The organism is Providencia sp. PROV114, assembly GCF_032704305.1.
GTDB lineage: Bacteria > Pseudomonadota > Gammaproteobacteria > Enterobacterales > Enterobacteriaceae > Providencia > Providencia rettgeri.
The window spans coordinates 1,143,960-1,165,954 of the sequence record NZ_CP120528.1; the positions used below are offsets into that span (position 1 = coordinate 1,143,960).

Consider the following 21,995-nt stretch of genomic DNA (forward strand, 5'->3'; position numbering starts at 1 on the left):
ATGATTTATCACTGTGCTATAGTACAAACATACACGAATGTATGTAAATCAGCTTTCGATAGAAACGGGTCACAATGGCACGAAAAACTAAACAACAGGCTGAAGAAACCCGTCAGGAAATATTAGATGCTGCATCAAAACATTCTCTGAACGAGGAGTTTCTGCCACATCATTAGCCGATATTGCAAAAGCAGCGGGGGTTACCCGAGGTGCAATATATTGGCATTTCAAAAACAAAGTTGATCTCTTTTATCAAGCTTGTGAATTTGGTGATAACCAAATAGTACAAGCCGAAGAATATTATCGTTCTAAATATACCAACGATCCACTTTCAATACTAAGAGAATTATTAGTTTATATTTTGACTGATTTTATTGAAAGCCCTAAAAACCGCGCTTTGATGGAAATTTTCTTTTTGAAGTGCGAATTAGTTGGCGAAATGGCAGAGTTAGTTGATTTTAAACGCGCTAATTACGTCGCAAGCCAATGCCGAATTGTGGATAACTTGACTGCCTGTATTGATGCGGGGCAGCTTCCAGCAGACCTTGATGTGGAGTGTGCCGCGATTATGATCCGTTCATTAATGTCTGGTTTGTTAGAAAACTGGCTACTCCAATCAGAAAATTTTAATATTAATCAACATACAATTACATTGGTTGATACACTATTAGAAACACTAAAATGTAATACCGCGATCCGGTTAAAACCCATTCAAACTGAATAAGTGGAGTCCGACATGACCTCTATCTTGATTATTGCCAATGGAGCACCTTACGGCAGTGAAACATTGTTCAACTCATTGCGATTAGCGATAACGTTAAAAGAGCAAGAGCCACAGTTAGATTTAAAAATTTTTCTGATGTCAGATGCAGTGACAGCAGGTTTAGCGGCTCAAAAGCCTAAAGAAGGCTACAACCTTCAACAAATGTTAGAGATTTTAACGGCACAAAATGTTCCCGTTAAATTATGCAAAACTTGTACAGATGCCCGTGGTGTGAGTGAATTAACCCTTGCTGATGGTGTTGAAGTTGGTACATTGGTCGAGCTTGCAAGCTGGACATTAACGGCTGATAAAGTATTAACTTTCTAATATTCTACGTAAAATGTGTTTGGTTAGGTAAAATTAGGTGCTGATAGGCTGTTATCGGCACTTTGTTTAATTAAGCAACGTATTATTCGTATAAAGGAATGCCATTATGATGAAACAACAATGGAAGTGGCAGCAGTTAGTATCAATCATACTGTTCTTTTTCATCGCATCTTTTTCCAGCTCAATTACGGCACTAACGTCAAATAACTTACCTGATAAGAATGAAATTAAAAGTGCACTCAATGCATTGAATAAAAAAAACTCACTCAGTGAGGAAGATAAACTTGTTCTCGCCGATCTGGAAAAAACCTCAGATTTTTATGACGAACTGGATAAACTCGAACAACGAACGGCTGATCTGCAAAAAAAACTCAGTAGCGCGAGTGAAGAATCAAAACAAGCTGCACAAGGTTTGTTGCAAATAAAAAATGAAAATGAACAACTCACCGAAAATTTCCTACGAAAAATACAAGATAGCTCTCTTTCACAATTAAAAGCATTACAAACCTCTTACTTAGAAAATCTGCAAACAGAACAAAATGACCTCGCAACCTATAGTAGCCAATTAATTGGCTTACAAACGCAGCCTGAAAGGGCACAAGCGATGATGTTGGAAAATGCGAGACGATTGCAGGAAATTCGTAATGAGCTAAATAGTTCATTAAATGAATCTGTGAATTTAAGGCCGACTCAAATCACAATGCTGCAAGTTGAACAGTACTTATTACAGCAGCAAAATGAATATCAAAAACGTATTCTAGAGGCTAACACTCAATTACAAGATGTACTGCAAAAACAGCGTGATTATACCGCAGCATATATTGAACAATTGGAACATCATATTCAGCAAGTACAAAATGCTATTAGTCATCGCCGCCTAAATGACTCCCAATCAACGGTGCGTGAAGCATTAAGTACTTCTGAAACCGATATCAAAGCTCAACAAAATCCCCTTATTCAAAAAGAAATTGCGATTAATAATGCGCTGAGCGACCGGTTAATTACAGTGACAGAAAATAGCAATAAATTGGTTCAAAATGGTATCCGTGTAAAAACCTGGCTTGAAAGAGCGACACAGTCAGAACGAAATTTAAAAGAACAAATTAATGTATTACGCGGTAGCTTATTGCTTTCACGAATTTTGTTTCAACAACAAATTGACTTACCACCTGATATTCTAACGAAAAATTTACCCACAACGATCGCCGATTTGCGGCTTGAACAATTTGATGTTAACCAACAACGTGATGAACTTTACCAACCTAATGATTATATTACGAAGTTGGAACAGCAATTTGAGATAAAAACTGGGGATGAGCTTACCAATAGCACATTATTATCAACGGAAGATAAATCCACGTTATTGAAACTATTGGAAGTTCGTCGTGGGTTATTAGATGAACTTAACCAGCAGCTTGGCGGGCAAATTTCGCAAGCAATCAACCTACAACTGGATCAAAACCAATTATTGAGTGTAGTGGGGTCGCTTGAAAATACCTTGGCACAGCAAATATTTTGGGTGAATAGTAATAAACCGATTGATTTGGAATGGGTGAAAGCTTTTCCTGAAGCCGCAGCGACACAAATTAATAGCTTTGATTTTAGTTTATCAAACCGCAGCATTAAACGGGGCGTGAGTAATTCACTGTTAGTGGTTATTCCACTTGTTTTGGTCGCGCTACTGTTTATTTGGTTTAATCGTAAAATTAATAACCGATTGCAAGATATTGACCAACGGCTTTCAAGTTTGCGCAATGATAGCGTACTAAGTACGCCATTTGCGATTCTGCTGACATTAATGCAAACATTGCCTATTTCACTGTTTTTACTCGCATTTGGTTACTGGTTTTTGAAAACAGGGAATGTACAAGGCCCATTTTTCTGGCAGTTCAGCCAACAGTTAGCGATATTTTGGGCGTTATTTGAGCTGACGTTTCGTGTGTTGAAACCCCAAGGTATTGCACAAAAACATTTTGGTATTGAAAAAGAGAAAATATCTCAAACACGACGTAGAATGATTAGGCTATCGATTCCTCTGGTGCCACTTATTTTCTTTTCCACTTATGGCGTTAGCAACCCACTGAAAGTGTCTGAGGACGTGATTGGCCAATTAATTGTGCTAGTTTCTCTTATACTGTTGTGTATTTTTACAATCCCATTTTGTAAACAGGTTTGGCAAGAGAAAGGTAGTCACTTAACGCGCAGTATTGTCATGACATTACTGACATTTTCGCCATTAATTTTAGTGGGCTTAATGATGGCGGGGTATTACTACACCACATTGCGTTTGGCCAATCGTTGGTTAGATAGCCTCTATCTTCTACTCCTGTGGTATATCACTTACAATGCTTGCTTAAGGGGACTAACACTGGTGGCTCGTAAGTTGGCATATCAACGTGCTATAGAACGTCGTGCGATGTTGAAGCAAGAAGATGTTGAAAACGAACCCATTAAAGAGCCACCCATGACCATCGAGTTGATTAGCCAGCAATCGCTACGCCTGACAACGATGGTGTTGTTTATTATCTTTGCGTTAGCGTTTTATGCAATTTGGTCTGACTTTATCACCATTTTCTCTTTCTTAGATAGCGTGAACTTGTGGAGCTACACCGCCACATCGGCAGAAGGGGGAAATATTTTACAATTCGTAACCTTAGCGAATTTAATATTGGCTCTTGTGATCATCATTGTGTCTTGGGTGATGACTCGAAATCTCCCTGGGTTACTGGAAGTATTGGTGTTATCACGGTTAAAACTCCGTCAGGGTTCTACTTATGCTATTACGACAATATTAACTTATATTATCGTGGGGATTGGCGCGATTGCCTCGTTAGGGATGATTGGCGTGACATGGAACAAATTGCAATGGTTAGCCGCTGCTTTAACCGTCGGGTTAGGGTTTGGCTTACAGGAAATTTTTGCCAACTTTGTCTCAGGGATCATTTTACTATTCGAACGGCCGATCCGTATTGGAGACACTGTTACGATTGGCACCTACTCAGGAACGGTAAGTAAAATTCGTATCCGGGCAACCACTATTGTCGATTTTGATCGTAAAGAAGTGATCATTCCGAATAAAGCTTTTGTGACTGAGCGGTTGATCAACTGGTCGCTATCAGACACCGTCACGCGCATCACGATTGCGATCGGCGTGGCTTATGGTTCAGATCTGGATAAAGTGAAGCGGGTTTTATTATCGGCAGCAACCAGCAATAACAAGGTGATGACCGAACCCGCTCCCAATGTTTATTTCACCAGTTTTGGCGCCAGTACGTTAGACCATGAATTACGTTTTTATGTGCGGCAAATTGGTGACCGTGGCGTGACAAGTGATGAAGTGAACCGCGCGATAGACAAATTATGTCGAGAAAATGACATTGATATTGCATTCAACCAGTTAGAGGTTCATTTGCATAATAATAAAGGTGATGAAGTGCAAGAAGTGAAGCGAAGACCTAAAGATAGTGATGGTGAAACGCACTAGACCCGTTAAGTTTCTTTGGTGCAGGTAGCTTGTGCTGCTTGCACTTGTTTTGACATATAATCATTTTTCACAATTTCAAGTGCTTTGAGAACCACATCGGTGTCTATCTCAGAGGTTTCTAATAAGTAGATTAAATCAACAGCAAGTTGGATTTCTTGTGGAGCATCTTTGAGTGAACTCATACTGATTCCTTCCAATATTTAATCAAAATATTGATTTTCTTGATGTTCAATGGCTTTCTCAATACGCAAAAGTGCTTGGCGGCAACGGTACAAACGCCCTGCAAGTACAGCGAGTTCTTTTTGGCACTGGTGTTGAAGACGGTGGTCAGTTAGCTCACTTAAATGAAGCTCTTTTTCACTCACCATCGCTTGTAAGCGTCGTTCATAGTCTTGGTGTTGTGATAAACGTTCATATAAATCAATCTGTTCCTTTTTCTTAGTAAAACTGGATTCTTTCTCACGTAAAGCTTGTGTAGAAATCTCCCGAGAAATGGCTTGTATTTGGTGGACTATTTTCTCCGTTAGGAAATTGACCTGCTCGCTGTGGTTTAACGTTACGCTGTGGCACAATTGCTGATACAAGGTCTGTAATTCATTTTGGCAATCCCCTAGACGGGTGGATTTGCGGCTAAACAATTGCATGTCGAAGCGTGAATGTGAAAACTCAAGGTCTTTTATGGGGTCCACTCGAGTTTTCAATTCATCAATCTGCTTTTTTAACGCATCTAAAAGAGCGGGGATTTTCATTTTTTGTTCTCATTAAGTGTCAAAAATAGCGGAATATTGATATTCAGCAACAAAACTGATGCCAAATTGACGGCTTCTTATTGCATTTTTATGGTACTTTACATAGATTCTACACTTTCGTGTTTACTACATGGCTTTTATTATGACCGCTAAAGAGCAACAACTGCAATTGATTAAAGAAAGTATCGCATCTATCCAAGATTATCCAATCGAAGGTGTGATTTTTCGTGACATTACCACTTTATTAAATAACCCTGCTGCATACCAAGCAACAATTGATATGTTAGTCGAACATTATCAAAATAAAGGCGTCACTAAAATTGTAGGAACTGAAGCACGTGGTTTTCTATTCGGTGCTCCAGTCGCATTACGTTTAGGCGTAGGTTTTGTCCCTGTACGTAAAAAAGGGAAATTACCACGTGAAGTATTAAGTATGACTTACGACCTTGAATATGGTACGGATACACTTGAAATCCATAAAGACAGCATCAACCCTGACGATAACGTCTTAGTTGTTGATGATCTACTCGCGACAGGTGGTACAGTGGAAGCAACGGTGAAAATGATCAAACAGCTTGGTGCTAATGTTGTTGAAGCTGCGTTTATCATCAGCTTACCTGATCTTGGCGGTGTTGAGCGTCTACAAAAAGAAGGTGTTTCTTCATATAGCCTTGTTGAGTTCCCAGGCCACTAATCTTTATTTTCCCTCTATTTTTATCACTGCCTCGCTGTATAGGTTGAGGCTGTGGTAGCATGGTACTATGATTATATATATTCACGTACCATGTTAAATGACAGTGGAATCCATGAGCTATCAGGTACTTGCCCGTAAGTGGCGCCCCAAAAAATTTTCAGACGTTGTTGGTCAACAGCACGTTTTGACTGCACTCGCTAATGGGCTAACGCATCAGCGGCTTCATCATGCCTATCTTTTCTCCGGTACACGTGGCGTAGGAAAAACGACGATTGCTCGCCTGTTTGCCAAAGGCCTTAATTGCGAAACAGGGATAACTGCATCGCCTTGTGGGCAATGTGCCAACTGCCTTGAAATAGAGCAAGGGCGATTTGTCGATTTAATTGAAATTGACGCAGCCTCTCGTACTAAAGTCGAAGACACTCGTGAATTATTAGACAATGTCCAATACGCGCCAGCACGTGGGCGCTTCAAAGTTTATTTAATTGACGAAGTACACATGTTGTCTCGTCATAGTTTTAATGCGTTATTAAAAACGCTTGAAGAACCACCTGAACATGTGAAGTTTTTGTTGGCGACGACTGATCCGCAAAAACTCCCTGTGACCATTTTGTCCCGCTGCTTGCAGTTCCATCTAAAAGCGTTAGATGTCACGCAAATCAGTGAGCAACTTGAACTCATCCTGAATGCAGAAAATATTGAACATGATCAACGTGCTCGTCAGTTGATAGCAAGAGCAGCGGATGGCAGTTTGCGTGATGCATTAAGCTTAACTGACCAAGCCATTGCGATGGGGCAAGGGAAAGTCACGGCTGATATCGTTAGCCAAATGCTAGGAACTCTTGATGACGAACAGCCATTAGCTATTATTGAAGCACTAGTACGTGCCGATAGCATGGCGGTAATGGAACAGGTAGAGCAAGCTGCTAGTCGCGGTGCAGATTGGGAAAACTTGCTGGTGGAAATTCTGTCGCAATTACACCGTATCGCAATGATCCAACTGCTTCCAGCTGAGCAAGAAACAGACCCATCTTCGACAGAGGGGCGGTTACGGCAGGTTGCAAGGGTAATTTCCCCTGCAGATCTCCAATTGTTTTACCAAACGTTATTAGTCGGAAGAAAAGAACTTCCCTATGCCCCTGAGCGGCGTATGGGGGTTGAAATGGCACTATTACGTGCATTAGCTTTTCATCCTAAAAATGTGATTGCTGAAATTGAAGCTCCGCCACAGGTTATCCCGCAAGCCGCTGTTCAATCAGCACCGTCTGCGGCATTAAATATGTCGCAAAGGGTGCCTCCGACACAAGTGCGAGCGGAAAATCTGCCAGACAATAGCCCAACATTACAGTTATTGAAGGCGAGGCAGGCGTTACAATCTCCCCAAAGTGAGGATCCTAGCCCAAAAAAGGCTAAACCGGTGATGCCTGAAAGGGCTAAGCCGGCGGCATCAGCACTGGAAAGGCTGGCCGCCGTGACCAGCAAACATCAACAAAATGTGGAAAATAGAGCGGCTCAGGCAGCAAAACCACAAAAACCAAAGCAGTACCAGTGGAAACCGCAAAATGAAGAGTCGATGGCTCCAAAAGAAGCGGTAACAACGCCAAGCGGAATCAAAGAGGCGTTGGAATATGAAAAAACGCCTGAATTAGCCGTTAAAATTATTGAAGAAGGGCGAATTCGGGATAGCTGGTCAGGGAAAATCGCAAAATTAAATATTCCCAAACTGGTTGAACAATTAGCTTTGAATTCATATATAGAAGAATTAAGTGATTCGCAAATTATTTTACATTTGCGCTCAGCTCAGAAGCACCTCGATAAACCATCGGCCCACAAAGTGTTGGAAGAAGCTCTGAGTGAACAATATGGTCGTACTGTTGAACTGAAAATCGTTCATGATGATAATAGCGAGGTGAAAACCCCGTTAGAATGGCGACAGGCGATTTATGAAGAAAAACTGGCACAAGCGCGCCAGTCTATTATTGCGGATAAAACGATTCAAAAACTGCGCTCAATGTTTGATGCGCAATTAGATGAAGAGAGTATTCGCCCCGTTTAACGCTACAGTCTCATTATTAAGCTGTAGCCTCAGTTGTGAGAGATAACTATGTTTGGTAAAGGTGGATTGGGTAACCTGATGAAACAGGCCCAACAAATGCAAGATAAAATGCAAAAAGTTCAGGAAGAAATCGCTCAACTAGAAGCTACAGGCGAATCTGGTGCAGGGTTAGTTAAAGTGACGATTAATGGCTCACATAACTGCCGCCGTGTTGAGATTGACCCTAGCTTGCTCGAAGACGACAAAGAAATGTTAGAAGATTTGATTGCAGCGGCATTTAATGATGCTGCACGTCGTATCGAAGAAACTCAAAAAGAAAAAATGGCGAGTGTTTCTAGTGGTATGCAATTACCACCAGGCTTTAAGATGCCATTCTAATGCAAACAAGTCCGCTTCTTGAATCGTTGATGGAAGCTCTGCGCTGTCTCCCGGGGGTTGGCCCCAAGTCAGCGCAGCGAATGGCTTTTCATCTTTTACAGCGTGACCGAAGTGGGGGAATGCGTTTAGCGCAATCGCTCACTCGAGCCATGTCTGAAATAGGTCATTGCCGTGATTGCAGAACATTTACAGAACAAGATATCTGTAATATTTGCGATAACCCACGTCGTCAACAAAATGGTTTGATTTGTATTGTTGAAAGTCCAGCAGATATCTATGCAATAGAACAAACCGGGCAATTTTCCGGGCGTTATTTTGTCCTTATGGGGCATTTGTCCCCACTTGATGGAATCGGCCCAATGGATATCGGCCTTGATAGACTCGAAGAGCGTTTGGCGTCCGAGACTATCACTGAAGTGATTTTAGCAACCAATCCAACGGTTGAAGGAGAAGCGACGGCAAACTATATTGGGCAAATGTGTGCTCAATATGGGGTGGCGGCGAGCCGAATTGCGCACGGTGTGCCAGTGGGTGGGGAGTTAGAGTTAGTCGATAGTACGACGTTGTCTCATTCGCTCTCCGGCCGCCTTAAACTTTGATATCCTCGTCATACTTTGCACTGTAGCGTTGTTGTCTTCATGCGTTAACCCTAGTCACATACTGGTGTATGCTCCTAGGGATTAACGTATTTGACGCCTAGCTACAGCACAAATTATTTAGAGGATGATATTGATTTCGTTTTTCTAAAATCCCCCTACAGAATTCAGTTACTAATTTGAGCCGTAGGGGGCTGGGCTCGGTGACTTGGTTCTCATACTAGTATGCTCCTAGGAATTAACGTATTTGACGCCTAGCTACAGCACAAATTATTTAGAGGATATGATTGGAGATGAGTAAAATTATTCCTTTCATTAACTACCTTTAAAATGATTGCGGTTGTTATTATTTTCTTTCTAATCATTGGCTTTTGAGTTTGGTCTGCTAAATTTTTTATCCCTTTCGCTTGAATTTCTGTTTTTCGCCCCCAACTAATCTGCATCGATAAGTCAAACCTATCCAATTAGATTGATGAAATAGAGGCGATTAATGAGTATGAAAGGACAGGAAACGCGTGGTTTCCAATCAGAAGTTAAACAACTCCTCCAATTAATGATCCACTCTCTTTATTCGAATAAAGAGATTTTCTTACGTGAATTGATCTCCAACGCATCAGATGCAGCAGATAAACTGCGTTTTCGAGCATTATCTAAACCAGAATTGTATGAAAACGATGGTGAGTTGCGTGTGCGTATTAGTGCCGATAAAGACCAAGGTACATTGACCATCAGTGATAACGGTATCGGTATGAGCCGTGAAGAGGTGATTGAAAACCTTGGAACTATCGCAAAATCAGGCACGAAAGCATTTTTAGAGTCATTAGGTAGCGACCAAGTCAAAGACAGCCAAATGATTGGTCAATTTGGTGTCGGCTTCTATTCCGCATTTATAGTGGCCGATAAAGTGACGGTACGTAGTCGTGCGGCGGGTGCTCCTGCCGATGAAGGTGTGTTCTGGGAATCTGCTGGTGAAGGTGAATATACCATCGCTGATATTGAAAAAGCGGAGCGCGGCACTGAAATTACCTTGCATTTACGTGATGATGAAAAAGAATATCTCGATAACTGGCGCCTACGCTCAGTGATTAGCAAATATTCTGATCATATTGCTTTACCCGTTGAAATCGAAGAAAAAAATGAAGAAGACGGTACGGTAACTTGGGAAAAAATTAACCAAGCGAAAGCATTATGGACTCGCAGTAAATCTGAAATTTCAGACGAAGAATACGCAGAATTCTATAAACATATCTCCCATGACTATGCAGACCCGCTGACATGGACACATAACCGCGTAGAAGGTAAGCAAGAATATACTAGCTTGCTGTATGTGCCGTCTAAAGCCCCGTTTGATCTATGGAATCGTGACCAACAGCATGGTTTGAAACTCTATGTTCAACGCGTATTTATTATGGATGACGCGGAACAGTTCATGCCGAATTACCTGCGCTTTATTCGTGGGGTGCTGGATTCCAATGATTTACCGTTGAACGTTTCGCGGGAAATACTGCAAGATAGCGCATTAACTCGTAGTTTACGCAGCGCATTAACCAAACGTGTTCTGCAAATGTTGGAAAAACTGGCCAAATCTGACGCAGAAAAATACCAAACTTTCTGGCAACAATTTGGTTTAGTGATGAAAGAAGGTCCTGCAGAGGATATGGCAAATAGCGAAACTATTGCTAAACTTCTGCGTTTTGCGACGACTCATACCGATAGCAGTGTACAGAACGTCTCTCTAGAAGAGTATGTTAGCCGCATGGTTGAAGGCCAAGATAAAATTTACTATATCACTGCAGACAGCTATGCAGCGGCAAAAGGTAGCCCACACCTTGAGTTATTCCGTAAAAAAGGTATTGAAGTCTTGCTGTTATCTGACCGTATTGACGAATGGATGATGAACTATCTGTCTGAATTCGACGGTAAACAATTCCAATCCGTAAGTAAAGCAGACGAGTCATTAGATAAGCTAGCGGATGAAAACAAAGCAGAACAAGAGGAAGCGGATAAGCAATTAGAGCCATTTGTTGAACGCGTTAAGTCATTCCTTGGTGAGCGCGTTAAAGACGTTAAACTCACGCATCGCTTAACGGATACGCCTGCCATTGTCACAACAGACGTGGATGAAATGAGTACACAAATGGCGAAACTGTTTGCAGCAGCTGGGCAAGCCGCACCAGAAGTAAAATATAACTTCGAATTGAACCCAACGCATCCATTGGTGAAAAAAGCTGCAGAAGTGTCAGATGAATCCGTGTTTGCTGATTGGGTGGATGTCTTGTTGGATCAAGCACTGTTAGCCGAACGTGGCACATTGGAAGATCCAAACCTATTTATACGTAAAATCAATGAATTACTTTTAAAGTAATTTAATTTGATATTTTCGATATTGAGCATAAACCACGCTTTTGCTTGTGCTTTAGCGTGGTTTTTTTCTTTTGCGAAAAAAGATAAATGCGAAATCGTTTACGTGTGTTCTTGAGTAAAGCAGCATGCTAATGGTATGGTAGCTTGTTTTCTTTTCAAATTATAAAAATCTAAATAGCAAGGGGTTTACGCAATGCGTATCATTCTGCTTGGCGCTCCAGGCGCTGGTAAGGGCACTCAAGCTCAATTTATTATGGAAAAGTTTGGGATCCCTCAAATTTCAACAGGTGACATGTTACGTGCCGCTGTTAAATCAGGGAGCGAACTCGGCTTACAAGCTAAAGAGCTGATGGATAACGGTAAATTAGTTACTGATGAATTAGTTATCGCATTAGTTAAAGAGCGTATCAAACAAGATGACTGCCGCAATGGCTTCTTGTTGGATGGGTTCCCTCGTACAATCCCACAAGCGGATGCGATGAAAGAAGCGGGCATCACTGTTGATAATGTACTGGAGTTTGATGTACCAGACGAAATCATTGTTGAGCGTATTATTGGCCGTCGTGTACATGCACCATCAGGCCGTGTTTATCACATCAACTTTAACCCACCAAAGGTTGAAGGCAAAGACGATGTAACAGGTGAAGAACTAACCATCCGTAAAGATGACCAAGAAGACACCGTGCGTAAGCGTCTGGTTGAATATCATGCATTAACTGCACCTTTAATTGCGTATTACCAAAATGAAGCTAAACAAGGGAACACCAAGTACTTCAAATTAGATGGTACACGTAAAGTGTCTGAAGTTAGTGAAGAACTGGCGAAAATTTTAGGTTAATATTTGTACTAACTATGCTTTGTGTTGCAGTAATTGTAACTGCAATTCGAATTATTTTAAGTATAAGGTATTATATGGAGGCAGCGATGATCGCTGCCTTTCTTTTTTATACCACTTGGTGACAAAAATCGTTAATTAACTGTGCTAAAGTTGGGAATAATTATCAATTAGGAGTTGTTTCATGTCAGAAAAAAAATACGGCATTTTGTTAGCAAACTTAGGAACCCCTGATGCCCCAACAACCTCAGCAGTGAAACGCTATTTAGCCGAATTTCTTAGTGATAAACGCGTTATTGATGTACCGCGCTTGATTTGGAAGCCGATTTTACATGGGGCGATTTTGCCTCTTCGCTCTTCTAAAGTGGCGAAGTTATATAAGTCTATTTGGTTAGAAGGTGGCTCACCATTACTGGTTTATTCTTTGCGTCAAAAACAAAAGTTAGCAGAGTTATTGCCTAATATTGCTGTAGAGATAGGCATGAGCTATGGTTCGCCTTCAATTAAAAGTGCGGTAGATAGTTTGCTAGACCAAGGTGTTACCGACTTAGTGGTTCTTCCACTGTATCCACAGTATTCCTGCACGACAACTGCAGCGGTTTATGATGCATTAACCCGAGCGTTTGAAAGTAGACGTACCATTCCAAGCGTGCAATTCATTCGTAGCTATGCGACACATCCTGCTTATATTCAAGCTTTAGTGGCCTCGATAGAAGCAAGCTTTGCCCTGCATGGTGAACCCGATAGGCTAATATTGTCGTTCCATGGCATTCCACAGCGTTATTGCGATACAGGTGATATTTACCAGCAAGAGTGCGAAAAAACGGCAGAGGCACTCCGTGAGGCGTTGAATTACCCAAGCGATAAAGTCATGCTCACCTATCAGTCACGTTTTGGACGTGAGCCTTGGTTGATGCCTTACATGGATAAAACTATGCATGAATTACCCTCCCAAGGCGTAAAATCCGTTCAGGTCATTTGTCCAGGGTTTTCAGTTGATTGCCTAGAAACATTAGAAGAAATTAGCGAACAAAATAAAGAATTTTTTATGAGTAGTGGCGGTGATAAATATAATTACATACCGGCTTTAAATGATAATCCAAATAGCATTCATATGATTAATTCAATAATTCAAGATGTACTAAAATAACTAATTCAGCAAATTAATGAAGAAAAGTTTGCTTATCGATATATCAATAGGCTCATTATGGACTATAATCACTTATCTGAAATTATAAATGATTGAATAAATGTTATGTCTTTTGGAATTAATATGAGCAATAAGCAGCCCCCACAAGGTAATATAGAGCAGAAGCCGTCTTCTGCTCATCAATTTCATATACAACAAAACGATGAGATTGATTTAATGGCCTTGTTTTCCATTTTGTTAAAACATAAATTTTTGATTCTTATATTTACGATTGTTTGTATTGCGGTGAGTGTTGGTGTTGTTAAACTATTACCTCAAAAATGGAGCAGTACTGCTATTGTTATTCCCCCCGCATCTGAAGAGCTCAAAGAAGTTAATGCATTTAAAGCGCAATTGGATGTATTAGATGTTCCTGTTGATCTAAGTGCTCAACGTGTTTTTACTGCGTTTATTGACCAATATCGTTCGAAAGTTAATCAAGAAAGTTATGTGAGAAGTACTGAGTATTATCATAACCTTGCAGAGAAAATTGACCCAAAAGATGATGTTATCGCTCAGCAAAGGCTAGTGAATTCAATCATTTCAAATGATATTAAAATTCAAGATCTGTCAAAAGAAAAAAACAGTACTTCAAATGATATTGTTTTAAGCTTCACTGCTCCGTTGCCAACTGAAGCCCAAGATTTACTAGAAGGCTATATTCGTTATAGTGCATCGAAAGTAAGGCAACAGCTAAAAGTTGAAATCGATAATATGATTTCAGAGAAACTTATTTATGCCAGTGAGTCACTAAAACGCGAAGTCAGCAAAATTCAAACTGAATACGATGTTAAGGTTGAAAGGCTTAAACGAGCTGTTGATATTGCAAAAGCCGCTGGAATTGAAAAACCGATCGCCAGCGAATCTGTTGCTATCAATGATGACCCTGATTACCCTATTGCGTTAGGGACTGAAGCTTTAGAGAAAAAATTACTGATTGAAACTCAAAATCGTGATTTAGCATTGATGAGCGAAAACCTACAAAACCGTAAGATTTATATTGATGATTTACAAGAGTTAACCAGTAAAGAGTTAGATTTTACGCCAGTTAAATTTATTTTAACGCCAGACTTACCATTGCATAAAGATTCGCCTAAATCAGCGTTAATTGTTGCGTTGAGCGCCATATTAGGTTTAATTTTGAGCTGTGCATTTGTGTTAAGTCGGGAGCTTTATCGCGATTATAAATATCAAAATCAGTAAAATTACCGCCAAATGACAAACAATGAAGCCAGTGCCTTCTTTGCAGGTGCTGGCTTTATTTTATCGTGTTAGAATAGGGCGATGTTCCATTGTTAATCTTCTAATTATGAAATTCCCCGGTCAGCGCAAATCAAAACACTATTTTCCTGTTAGTCTCAGAGATCCTTTATTACAGCCTTTAAAAGAAACCTTGGCAGATGATGAGAATTGTAAGTCCTATATCGTTGGTATCGACCAAACATTAGTCGATATTGAAGCGAAAGTGGATGACGACTTTATTCAGCGCTACCAGTTGAGTAAGGGGCATTCACTGGTTATTGAAGATGATGCCGCCGAAGCTTTGTATAAAGAGCTCACAGATAATGCATTGATTACTCATGAATTTGCAGGTGGAACGATTGGCAATACCTTGCACAATTATTCGGTATTAGCGGATGACAGGTCTGTTTTATTGGGCACAATGTGTAATAACATCCAAATTGGTAGCTATGCATATCGCTACCTGTGCCATACCTCAAGCCGCATGGATTTAAATTTTCTACAAGGTGTGGATGGGCCTATTGGGCGCTGTTTTACCTTGATCACTGAAAATGGCGAGCGAACTTTTGCTATCAGCCCTGGCCATATGAATCGCTTGCACCCAAATAGTATTCCAGAGGATATCATTGCGGGTGCTTCTGCGTTGGTTTTAACGGCTTATTTAGTCCGTTGTAAACCCGGAGAAACCATGCCTGATGCGACTATGCAGGCTATTGCGTATGCGAAAAAGCACAATGTTCCCGTTGTGTTGACGCTTGGAACAAAATTTGTCATCGCTCAAGACCCTCAATTCTGGCGTGATTTCTTAGCGGAACATATTTCAGTCGTTGCAATGAATGAGGACGAAGCGCAGGAACTGACAGGGCTGAGCGACCCATTACTCGCCTCTAATATGGCATTAGACTGGGTCGATTTAGTTTTATGTACAGCGGGCCCATCAGGCCTATATATGGCCGGCTACACTGAAGACGCTTATAAACGTACGACGCAGCACCCACTATTACCGGGTGCGATTGCAGAATTTAACTTATATGAATTTAGCCGAGCAATGCGCCAACAAGATTGCCAAGTTCCATTACGTATTTTCTCTCATATTGAGCCTTATATGGGCGGGCCTGAAAAAATAATGAACACGAATGGGGCGGGAGATGGGGCGTTATCGGCATTACTTCACGATATTACTGCCAATTCTTACCATCGTTCAAATGTACCGAATTCCAGTAAACATGAACGCCAATACTTAACATATTCCTCTTTAGCTCAAGTATGCAAATATGCTAACCGTGTGAGTTATCAAGTATTAACTCAGCATTCACCTCGTTTGAGTCGTGGCTTACCTGAAAAAGAAGATAGTTTAGAAGAGTCTTATTGGGAACGTTAAAGCGAAATAATTCTCATTTGAATTAATGATGTCAATTTTAAGGCACTTCAATATAATTGTTATTGAGGTGCTTTTTTTCGAACAATTATTCTGATGAATTGTTGTCACTAAATTTTATTAATTGAGGTGATTTTTTTACCTTCAAATTATATATCTATAAATAATGTAATGCTTAATGATGACTAATATAGATATCCATATGGTGAGTGTAATATTAATAATGGATGAGAGTTTGAGTTAATTTCAGACTAATAAATAAAAGCTGTATGCTACTTTAGGAGTATTCATATTTGGCATACAGCTAATTATTTTTAAATAAATAAGTATGGTTAATGCTAATTAATGTTGTTTAGCAACAGTGAGCTCACTTTCTTCTTTAACTATTTCAGCTGCTTTTGCATCTTCAGCTTCATAACGCATCGCCTGTGGTACTGAGATTTTAATCGCAATAAATACCGCTAAGAAGCCGCCTACTAGTTTGCCCAGTAAAATAGGTAAAACGAGAGTAGGTTGAAAGTTGGCCGTGAAGGCAAGATGATCACCGATGGTCGCTTGTGCGCAAACACCAAATGCCACACATAATACCTTATCCCTCGCTCGCATTTCTTTGAATAAATGATAAGTAGCGATAATGTTTGCCATAACCATAATAAAACCTAAAGAACCTGTATCACTCAGTTTTAAACGGTTACTTAATGCACGGACTAAAGGCTTGCAGTAGCGTTGGAACAGATAACAAATGGGGAATGTGCCCGCTAACATGATACCGATATAACCCGCAATTTCGATGGCACGGAATAGTTCATTTTGGTCAGCAAACAGTGGGTCAAAGCCCCATGCGCCGAAAACTTTGGTGAATACACCAGTAAAGTGTTCAACAATGGAAAATGCTAAGACTAATTTGACGAATGCATCCATAATTTTACCAAAAATCAGGAAGCCCGTTACCATTAACATCGGGCGATATTTTAGCCCTGCGGCTAATAAAAAACAGAATACAAACAACGGCATCAGGTATTGCAACATGGTAAAGAAATCTAAGGTTAATTGATGTGCCGCTGGTGAGTTCGTAGAAATAATGTCCCTTACAGGAATATTATTGAAGGTAATTAATAGCAGCGAAGCCAATACACCAAATGGTATGGAGATCAACCCTGCCATCGCACCAAGTGCAAGGTATTTATGATCTTTACGATTTAACATTGTTAACCCTACAGGGATCAGGTAAACAATAGTGGCTCCAGAGGTATAACCGATCAACATTGCGGTGATCCACATATCTCGATTAGTCGTTAGTGCATCGGCAAGTTGGTAGCCGCCCATATCAACGGCAATAATCGATAAGGCTGCAATAGAAACGTCTGAGCCGACAGAGGAAAAGACGGGTCCAAGAATGTAAGAGATTAATTGCGAGAGTAGCGGAACAGCAGCCATGATCCCGGCTTGAGCGAGAAATACGGGACCAATAGAAAAGATCCCATTAACAAACTCTTTTCCAAGCTCGCTGGCGGGTCTAACAATGGATGCGACAGCACCAATAATGGCGCCACACATAATTAAATAAATAATGTAATTTCCGAATTCAGCCATGGTAGGGTTTCCTTTTATTATTTTAGTGTCTTAATTGGCGAGAACGGGCAATGATGTCGCGATATTGTTCCATCACACCTTGCATATTCGTTCCATCAGGATGTGTCACAGTTGCATTGCGTCTTACCGCCATTTCATGAGTGATCCCGAGACCTTTGCGAGCTAACAAGGCGGCGCCTAGTGCAGTTACTTCACGGTTTGCTGGTGCTTCAATGTTTTTTTGTAATAAATTGGCTAAAAATTGCTTAAAATATTGATTTGAAGAGAGCCCTCCATCGACTGAGATTGACTGGCCTAGTGGTGAAATTTTTTCCATTGCAAAAATAACTTCAGCGGAACGTGCGGCTATGCCTTCCAAAACCGATTGCATCATGTCTTTTTTGTCGGTATCTAATGAAAGACCCGCCCAAAGGCCTGCAGCACTGCGATCCCAATATGGACATCCTAAACCGGATAATGCAGGGACAAAGGCTAGGCCGCGTTTAATAGCGGATTCAGCTCTGAAATCCCCGAGTTCATCGAATGAGTCAAATAAACCGATTTTGCGAGCCCAATTGATGGCAGATGCTGCGTTGTAGACGCCGCCATCTAAACCAAATACAGGAGGTTGATTGGGAAACTTCCAACAGAGTGTGGGCAATAAACCGCTGTCATGAGTTTGTGGAATATCAGTGCCAGTTAGTGCTTGCAAGAACGCGCCGGTACCGAAGGTGATTTTGGCATCACCTTTCTCACGGCAACCATGGCCGAATGTGCCAGCAAATTGGTCAACAATAATGGCGGTGACTGGGGTGAGGTGCCCATCAAGATTTATTGCGCCAAAGTCACCAATGTTATCTTTAATAGGCGGCAAGCAATGGATGGGAACACCAAAAATGTCACATAGTTCTTGATCCCACTCTAGCGTATGAATATTGAGTAATGAAGTTCGAGATGCCGAGTTATAGTCGGTGACAAATACGCCACATAACCGGTCGAGAAAAAAAGCATCCATCGTACCGATGCGTAATTTATTTTTATCCGCTAATGTTTTCGCACCGACAACATTGTTAATAATCCAGCCCATTTTGCTGGCGGAAAAATAAGGGTCGAGAGGTAAGCCTGATTTAGACTGTACCAGCGGCTCTAACCCTGCTTCCTTGAGCATTGAGATGGTTTTTTCTGTCCGTAAGTCTTGCCAAACAATTGCGTTGTATAAAGGGCGCTTGCTATCCGCATCCCATGCGACAATGCTTTCACCTTGGTGACAAAGCCCAATAGCATCAACGACTTCGCAGCTATGTAAGCATTTAATGATGTTTGCCAGTATTTCCTCTGGGTCATGTTCAACCCAACCACTATTCAGCGTGATTTGTTTATGAGGAATACTCATAGGGGAGTGGTAATGGCCGCCTTCTTCAAAGACAACGACCCGGGTTCCCGTTGTTCCCTGATCGATAGCCGCATAACGTTGATTGAGCATCACAGTATTCCCAGTGTTATAAATGTTGTAAATAGGTCTGTTTTTTTGCTTACTATCGTTTAATCGGAAATAAAATCCACAAAAAACTCACAGTAAGTTTCACTAATGTGACAAAAATCACAATAAAGTAACAATGTGAGTAAGTTTTTGGTTATTGCTGTGCTTTGTGTTGTTTTAATTATTGTGATTGTGGGAATTATGTGGTTTTATGTGTGCAAGTTTTAAGTTAAGGATCTCAGCCATGGATATTAATAATAAAAAAATTTGGGATGTCATTGTCATCGGCGGTGGTGTCATTGGCTGTGCTGTGACACGTAAATTCACACTGATGGGTGCCAACACGTTGTTACTTGAACGTGGAGGTGACATCCTTTCGGGAGCAAGTAAGGCAAATAGTGCGCTATTACACACAGGTTTTGACGCCACACCAGGGGGTCTAGAACTTGAGTGCATGCAAGAAGGGTATCGTGAATTCATTGCAATCAGAGAAAAAATGAATTTACCTCTTCTTGAAACGGGGGCATTAGTGGTTGCATGGAATGATGAGCAACTCAGTAAATTACCGGCGATAGTAGAACAAGCACATACTAACAACGTATTAGATGTGGCAATTATTGATAAAGAAGAGCTATATCGCAGAGAACCCCATTTAGCACCAGGGGCACTTGCAGCTGTTTCTGTGCCAGGTGAAGCGGTTATTGACCCATGGAGTACGCCACTTTCGTATTTAACCCAAGCAGTGAAGCATGGGGCTGAGTACCACTTTCATTGTGAGGTTAATGGTGGAACACTCCATGATGGACTATGGCATTTAACCACATCAAAAGGTGAGTTTTCTGCCCGTTTAGTCATTAATTGTGCAGGAATTAATGGGGATATTGTCGAATCAATTTGCCACCCATCACCGTTCCAAATAAAGCCACGTAAAGGGCAATTTCTTGTTTATGACAAAGCGGCAGCAGCGGATATCAATGCGATTATCCTACCAGTGCCGACTGCTATCACAAAAGGTGTATTGCTATCGAAAACCATCTTCGGCAACCTCTTGCTTGGCCCTACAGCGGAAGAACAAGATGACCGCTGGAAAGCAGAGGTAAAACAAGAAGTGCTTGAGGACTTAATTGCCCAAGGTTCTCGCATGTTACCTTCATTGCACAATTACAGTGTGACCGCAACCTATGCGGGGTTACGCCCTGCTACAGAAGAAAAATATTACCGCATTAATGACTATCCAGAAAAACAGTGGATATGTGCAGGGGGAATTCGTTCCACAGGTTTAACTTCAGCCTTAGGGGTGGCAAGCTATCTTGGTAAATTGTACCAAGAGAATTTCACACCGCTTTTTGAGCTATCACCACCAGAAGTACTGATTTGGCCAACTATGCCAATGATTTCTGAATATCATCAACGGGATTACCAATGCAAAAGCAATGGCGGTATTGTCTGCCATTGTGAATTAGTGACCCAGCGGGAGATTGAAGCCGCATTTGATTCGGATATTCCTCCAGAGTGTTTAGGGGCTTTACGCCGCAGAACGCGAGTGATGATGGGGCGTTGTAATGGGTTTTATTGTAGTAGTCAGGTGGCTGAAATTATTAATGGTCGCTTCGACCACACATTGGCAGTGGAGGCCGTAAAATGAGTGTAAATTATGATGTTATTATCATTGGCTCGGGCCCTACAGGTGTCGCTGCGGCACAGGCACTACGTCGTCGTGGTATACAAAATATCGCCATCATTGAGCGTGAAGCCCATGCTGGTGGCGTTCCACGCCACTGCCAGCACCCAACTTTTGGCATTTTAGCTTTTAAACGGCCGATGAAAGGCAACCAATTTGCTGAAAAAATTGTTAATCAATTGGGAGATACCCCGATTTTTACCCGTAGCACGGTGACTGCGTTACAACCTAATGGGAAATTAACCGTTTCAACACCAGAAGGTCTTGTTGAAATGCAAGCTAAACGGGTTTTGATAGCGACAGGGGTAAGAGAAACACCTCGCCATCCGCGCTTAGTTTCAGGCTTGCGGCCACAAGGAATTTTAACCGCAGGGGCATTACAGCAATTTGTTTATTTAAATGGCAAGAAGCCTTGCCGTAATCCCGTGATTGTAGGCAGTGAATTAGTGAGTTTTTCTGCGCTATGGACACTAAAAAACGCAGGCGTTAAAGCCCAAGCGATGATTGAAAGTGGTGAGCGGATTTTAGCTTTTAAACCCGCGACTTTATTTGCTAAAGCGATGGGAACCCCCGTTTATTTAAATAGTAAAATTACTGAAATTGGTGGCTTAGATCGTGTGGAATATGTGGTTGTTGAAACGAAAGGTAAAAGCCACAAAATCATGTGTGATTCGGTCATTTTTACGGGGCAATTTGTGGGTGAAAATACGCTAATCCGTAAAAGCCATTTGAGCTTTGATGCGGCGACAGGAAAACCGGTAACAGACCAATATGGGCGTTGCTCTGATACTCGCTACTATGCCGCTGGCAATATGTTGCATCCAGCCGATATGGGTGACCAATGTTACCAAGAAGGTCTTATAACTGGCGGATATATTGCAGACGATTTATTAGCAAATCATCACCAACAACATGTCAAAGTTACCCAGCGTATTCCTGTACAAGTTAATGAGAAAATTTGTTTTAGTGTTCCAGCGTGTATTGATATGGATAATTTATCAGTGCGACAAATTGATTTTAATATCAAAGTTGAACAGCCAGTGAACGGAACTATTCGTGTTATGGCAGGGGATACCCTGTTATATGAAAAACGCCATCGCTGTTTACCAACACGACGTATTTTACTGAAAAACATTGATTTAACAAAAATACAGCAGGAAGCTACTGAAATTAGTATCACTGTTGTATAGTGCTGGAAAGTTAAATG

At 41.2% G+C, this 21,995-nt stretch carries 17 protein-coding genes and 1 pseudogene; 14 read left to right on the forward strand and 4 right to left on the reverse strand.

Annotation, left to right across the window (positions count from 1 at the left end; all coding sequences use genetic code 11):
- The first annotated feature begins 74 nt into the window (after positions 1–74).
- The 3 genes and pseudogenes from acrR (at position 75) to mscK (ending at position 4,574) form a co-directional block, all read left to right on the forward strand.
- Positions 75–724, forward strand: a pseudogene (gene acrR / locus P3L37_RS04915) (multidrug efflux transporter transcriptional repressor AcrR).
- Between the two features lie 12 nt (positions 725–736).
- Positions 737–1,090, forward strand: coding sequence for a DsrE/DsrF/TusD sulfur relay family protein (locus P3L37_RS04920; protein ID WP_004913652.1), 354 nt, complete (start codon positions 737–739; stop codon positions 1,088–1,090).
- Positions 1,091–1,196: 106 nt separating this feature from the next.
- Positions 1,197–4,574 carry a mechanosensitive channel MscK gene (gene mscK, locus P3L37_RS04925; protein ID WP_109912057.1) on the forward strand — a complete coding sequence of 1,126 codons (3,378 nt, stop codon included), beginning with the start codon at positions 1,197–1,199 and terminating at the stop codon, positions 4,572–4,574.
- 5 nt (positions 4,575–4,579) lie between these two features.
- Here mscK and rsmS read toward each other — a convergent pair whose 3' ends face one another.
- Positions 4,580–4,756: a pleiotropic regulatory protein RsmS gene (gene rsmS / locus P3L37_RS04930; RefSeq protein WP_004913648.1), complete on the reverse strand. Its 177-nt coding sequence runs from the start codon at positions 4,754–4,756 to the stop codon at positions 4,580–4,582.
- Between the two features lie 18 nt (positions 4,757–4,774).
- Positions 4,775–5,323, reverse strand: a complete 549-nt coding sequence (gene priC, locus P3L37_RS04935) for a primosomal replication protein PriC (RefSeq protein ID WP_109912058.1) — start codon at positions 5,321–5,323, stop codon at positions 4,775–4,777.
- Between the two features lie 142 nt (positions 5,324–5,465).
- On the opposite strand from priC, the gene apt reads away from it, so the two are divergent.
- The 9 genes from apt (at position 5,466) to P3L37_RS04980 (ending at position 16,058) form a co-directional block, all read left to right on the forward strand.
- Positions 5,466–6,017: an adenine phosphoribosyltransferase gene (apt, locus tag P3L37_RS04940; RefSeq protein ID WP_004913642.1), complete on the forward strand. Its 552-nt coding sequence runs from the start codon at positions 5,466–5,468 to the stop codon at positions 6,015–6,017.
- 112 nt (positions 6,018–6,129) lie between these two features.
- A complete protein-coding gene (gene dnaX, locus P3L37_RS04945) occupies positions 6,130–8,073 on the forward strand; it encodes a DNA polymerase III subunit gamma/tau (RefSeq protein ID WP_109912059.1) in 1,944 nt (647 codons plus the stop codon).
- 48 nt (positions 8,074–8,121) lie between these two features.
- Positions 8,122–8,451, forward strand: coding sequence for a YbaB/EbfC family nucleoid-associated protein (locus P3L37_RS04950; protein ID WP_004260403.1), 330 nt, complete (start codon positions 8,122–8,124; stop codon positions 8,449–8,451).
- Entirely contained in the window at positions 8,451–9,050 is a 600-nt protein-coding gene (recR, locus tag P3L37_RS04955) for a recombination mediator RecR (RefSeq protein WP_004913633.1), read from the forward strand. Before P3L37_RS04950 ends, recR begins: the two co-directional genes overlap by 1 nt.
- A gap of 493 nt (positions 9,051–9,543) precedes the next feature.
- Positions 9,544–11,412: a molecular chaperone HtpG gene (htpG, locus tag P3L37_RS04960; RefSeq protein ID WP_004913627.1), complete on the forward strand. Its 1,869-nt coding sequence runs from the start codon at positions 9,544–9,546 to the stop codon at positions 11,410–11,412.
- Positions 11,413–11,604: 192 nt separating this feature from the next.
- Entirely contained in the window at positions 11,605–12,249 is a 645-nt protein-coding gene (gene adk, locus P3L37_RS04965; protein WP_004913624.1) for an adenylate kinase, read from the forward strand.
- 181 nt (positions 12,250–12,430) lie between these two features.
- The gene (gene hemH, locus P3L37_RS04970) at positions 12,431–13,396 is read left to right on the forward strand and encodes a ferrochelatase (RefSeq protein WP_004913620.1); all 966 of its coding nucleotides are present in this window, start codon (positions 12,431–12,433) and stop codon (positions 13,394–13,396) included.
- A gap of 123 nt (positions 13,397–13,519) precedes the next feature.
- A complete protein-coding gene (wzz(fepE), locus tag P3L37_RS04975; protein ID WP_004913617.1) occupies positions 13,520–14,638 on the forward strand; it encodes an LPS O-antigen length regulator Wzz(fepE) in 1,119 nt (372 codons plus the stop codon).
- A gap of 106 nt (positions 14,639–14,744) precedes the next feature.
- Positions 14,745–16,058, forward strand: coding sequence for an inosine/guanosine kinase (locus tag P3L37_RS04980; RefSeq protein WP_004913614.1), 1,314 nt, complete (start codon positions 14,745–14,747; stop codon positions 16,056–16,058).
- A 339-nt stretch (positions 16,059–16,397) separates the two neighbouring features.
- On the opposite strand, the gene eutH is transcribed toward P3L37_RS04980, so the two are convergent.
- Both eutH and P3L37_RS04990 read right to left on the reverse strand, forming a co-directional pair.
- A complete protein-coding gene (gene eutH / locus P3L37_RS04985; protein ID WP_110732207.1) occupies positions 16,398–17,648 on the reverse strand; it encodes an ethanolamine utilization protein EutH in 1,251 nt (416 codons plus the stop codon).
- Positions 17,649–17,670: 22 nt separating this feature from the next.
- Positions 17,671–19,110, reverse strand: coding sequence for an FGGY family carbohydrate kinase (locus tag P3L37_RS04990; RefSeq protein ID WP_110732206.1), 1,440 nt, complete (start codon positions 19,108–19,110; stop codon positions 17,671–17,673).
- A 241-nt stretch (positions 19,111–19,351) separates the two neighbouring features.
- On the opposite strand from P3L37_RS04990, the gene P3L37_RS04995 reads away from it, so the two are divergent.
- Both P3L37_RS04995 and P3L37_RS05000 read left to right on the forward strand, forming a co-directional pair.
- Entirely contained in the window at positions 19,352–20,752 is a 1,401-nt protein-coding gene (locus P3L37_RS04995) for an NAD(P)/FAD-dependent oxidoreductase (RefSeq protein ID WP_272667436.1), read from the forward strand.
- Positions 20,749–21,978, forward strand: a complete 1,230-nt coding sequence (locus P3L37_RS05000; protein ID WP_109912067.1) for an NAD(P)/FAD-dependent oxidoreductase — start codon at positions 20,749–20,751, stop codon at positions 21,976–21,978. Before P3L37_RS04995 ends, P3L37_RS05000 begins: the two co-directional genes overlap by 4 nt.
- Positions 21,979–21,995 lie beyond the last annotated feature (17 nt).

What these genes read in the sequence shown, in the direction of transcription:
- P3L37_RS04995 (WP_272667436.1), top strand. Translation starts at nt 19,352, where the DNA reads ATGGATATTAATAATAAAAAAATTTGGGATGTCATTGTCATCGGCGGT.
- rsmS (WP_004913648.1), bottom strand. Translation starts at nt 4,756, where the DNA reads ATGAGTTCACTCAAAGATGCTCCACAAGAAATCCAACTTGCTGTTGAT.
- P3L37_RS04950 (WP_004260403.1), top strand. Translation starts at nt 8,122, where the DNA reads ATGTTTGGTAAAGGTGGATTGGGTAACCTGATGAAACAGGCCCAACAA.
- eutH (WP_110732207.1), bottom strand. Translation starts at nt 17,648, where the DNA reads ATGGCTGAATTCGGAAATTACATTATTTATTTAATTATGTGTGGCGCC.
- P3L37_RS05000 (WP_109912067.1), top strand. Translation starts at nt 20,749, where the DNA reads ATGAGTGTAAATTATGATGTTATTATCATTGGCTCGGGCCCTACAGGT.
- P3L37_RS04920 (WP_004913652.1), top strand. Translation starts at nt 737, where the DNA reads ATGACCTCTATCTTGATTATTGCCAATGGAGCACCTTACGGCAGTGAA.
- P3L37_RS04990 (WP_110732206.1), bottom strand. Translation starts at nt 19,110, where the DNA reads ATGCTCAATCAACGTTATGCGGCTATCGATCAGGGAACAACGGGAACC.
- P3L37_RS04980 (WP_004913614.1), top strand. Translation starts at nt 14,745, where the DNA reads ATGAAATTCCCCGGTCAGCGCAAATCAAAACACTATTTTCCTGTTAGT.
- adk (WP_004913624.1), top strand. Translation starts at nt 11,605, where the DNA reads ATGCGTATCATTCTGCTTGGCGCTCCAGGCGCTGGTAAGGGCACTCAA.
- hemH (WP_004913620.1), top strand. Translation starts at nt 12,431, where the DNA reads ATGTCAGAAAAAAAATACGGCATTTTGTTAGCAAACTTAGGAACCCCT.
- apt (WP_004913642.1), top strand. Translation starts at nt 5,466, where the DNA reads ATGACCGCTAAAGAGCAACAACTGCAATTGATTAAAGAAAGTATCGCA.
- htpG (WP_004913627.1), top strand. Translation starts at nt 9,544, where the DNA reads ATGAAAGGACAGGAAACGCGTGGTTTCCAATCAGAAGTTAAACAACTC.
- priC (WP_109912058.1), bottom strand. Translation starts at nt 5,323, where the DNA reads ATGAAAATCCCCGCTCTTTTAGATGCGTTAAAAAAGCAGATTGATGAA.
- dnaX (WP_109912059.1), top strand. Translation starts at nt 6,130, where the DNA reads ATGAGCTATCAGGTACTTGCCCGTAAGTGGCGCCCCAAAAAATTTTCA.
- recR (WP_004913633.1), top strand. Translation starts at nt 8,451, where the DNA reads ATGCAAACAAGTCCGCTTCTTGAATCGTTGATGGAAGCTCTGCGCTGT.
- mscK (WP_109912057.1), top strand. Translation starts at nt 1,197, where the DNA reads ATGATGAAACAACAATGGAAGTGGCAGCAGTTAGTATCAATCATACTG.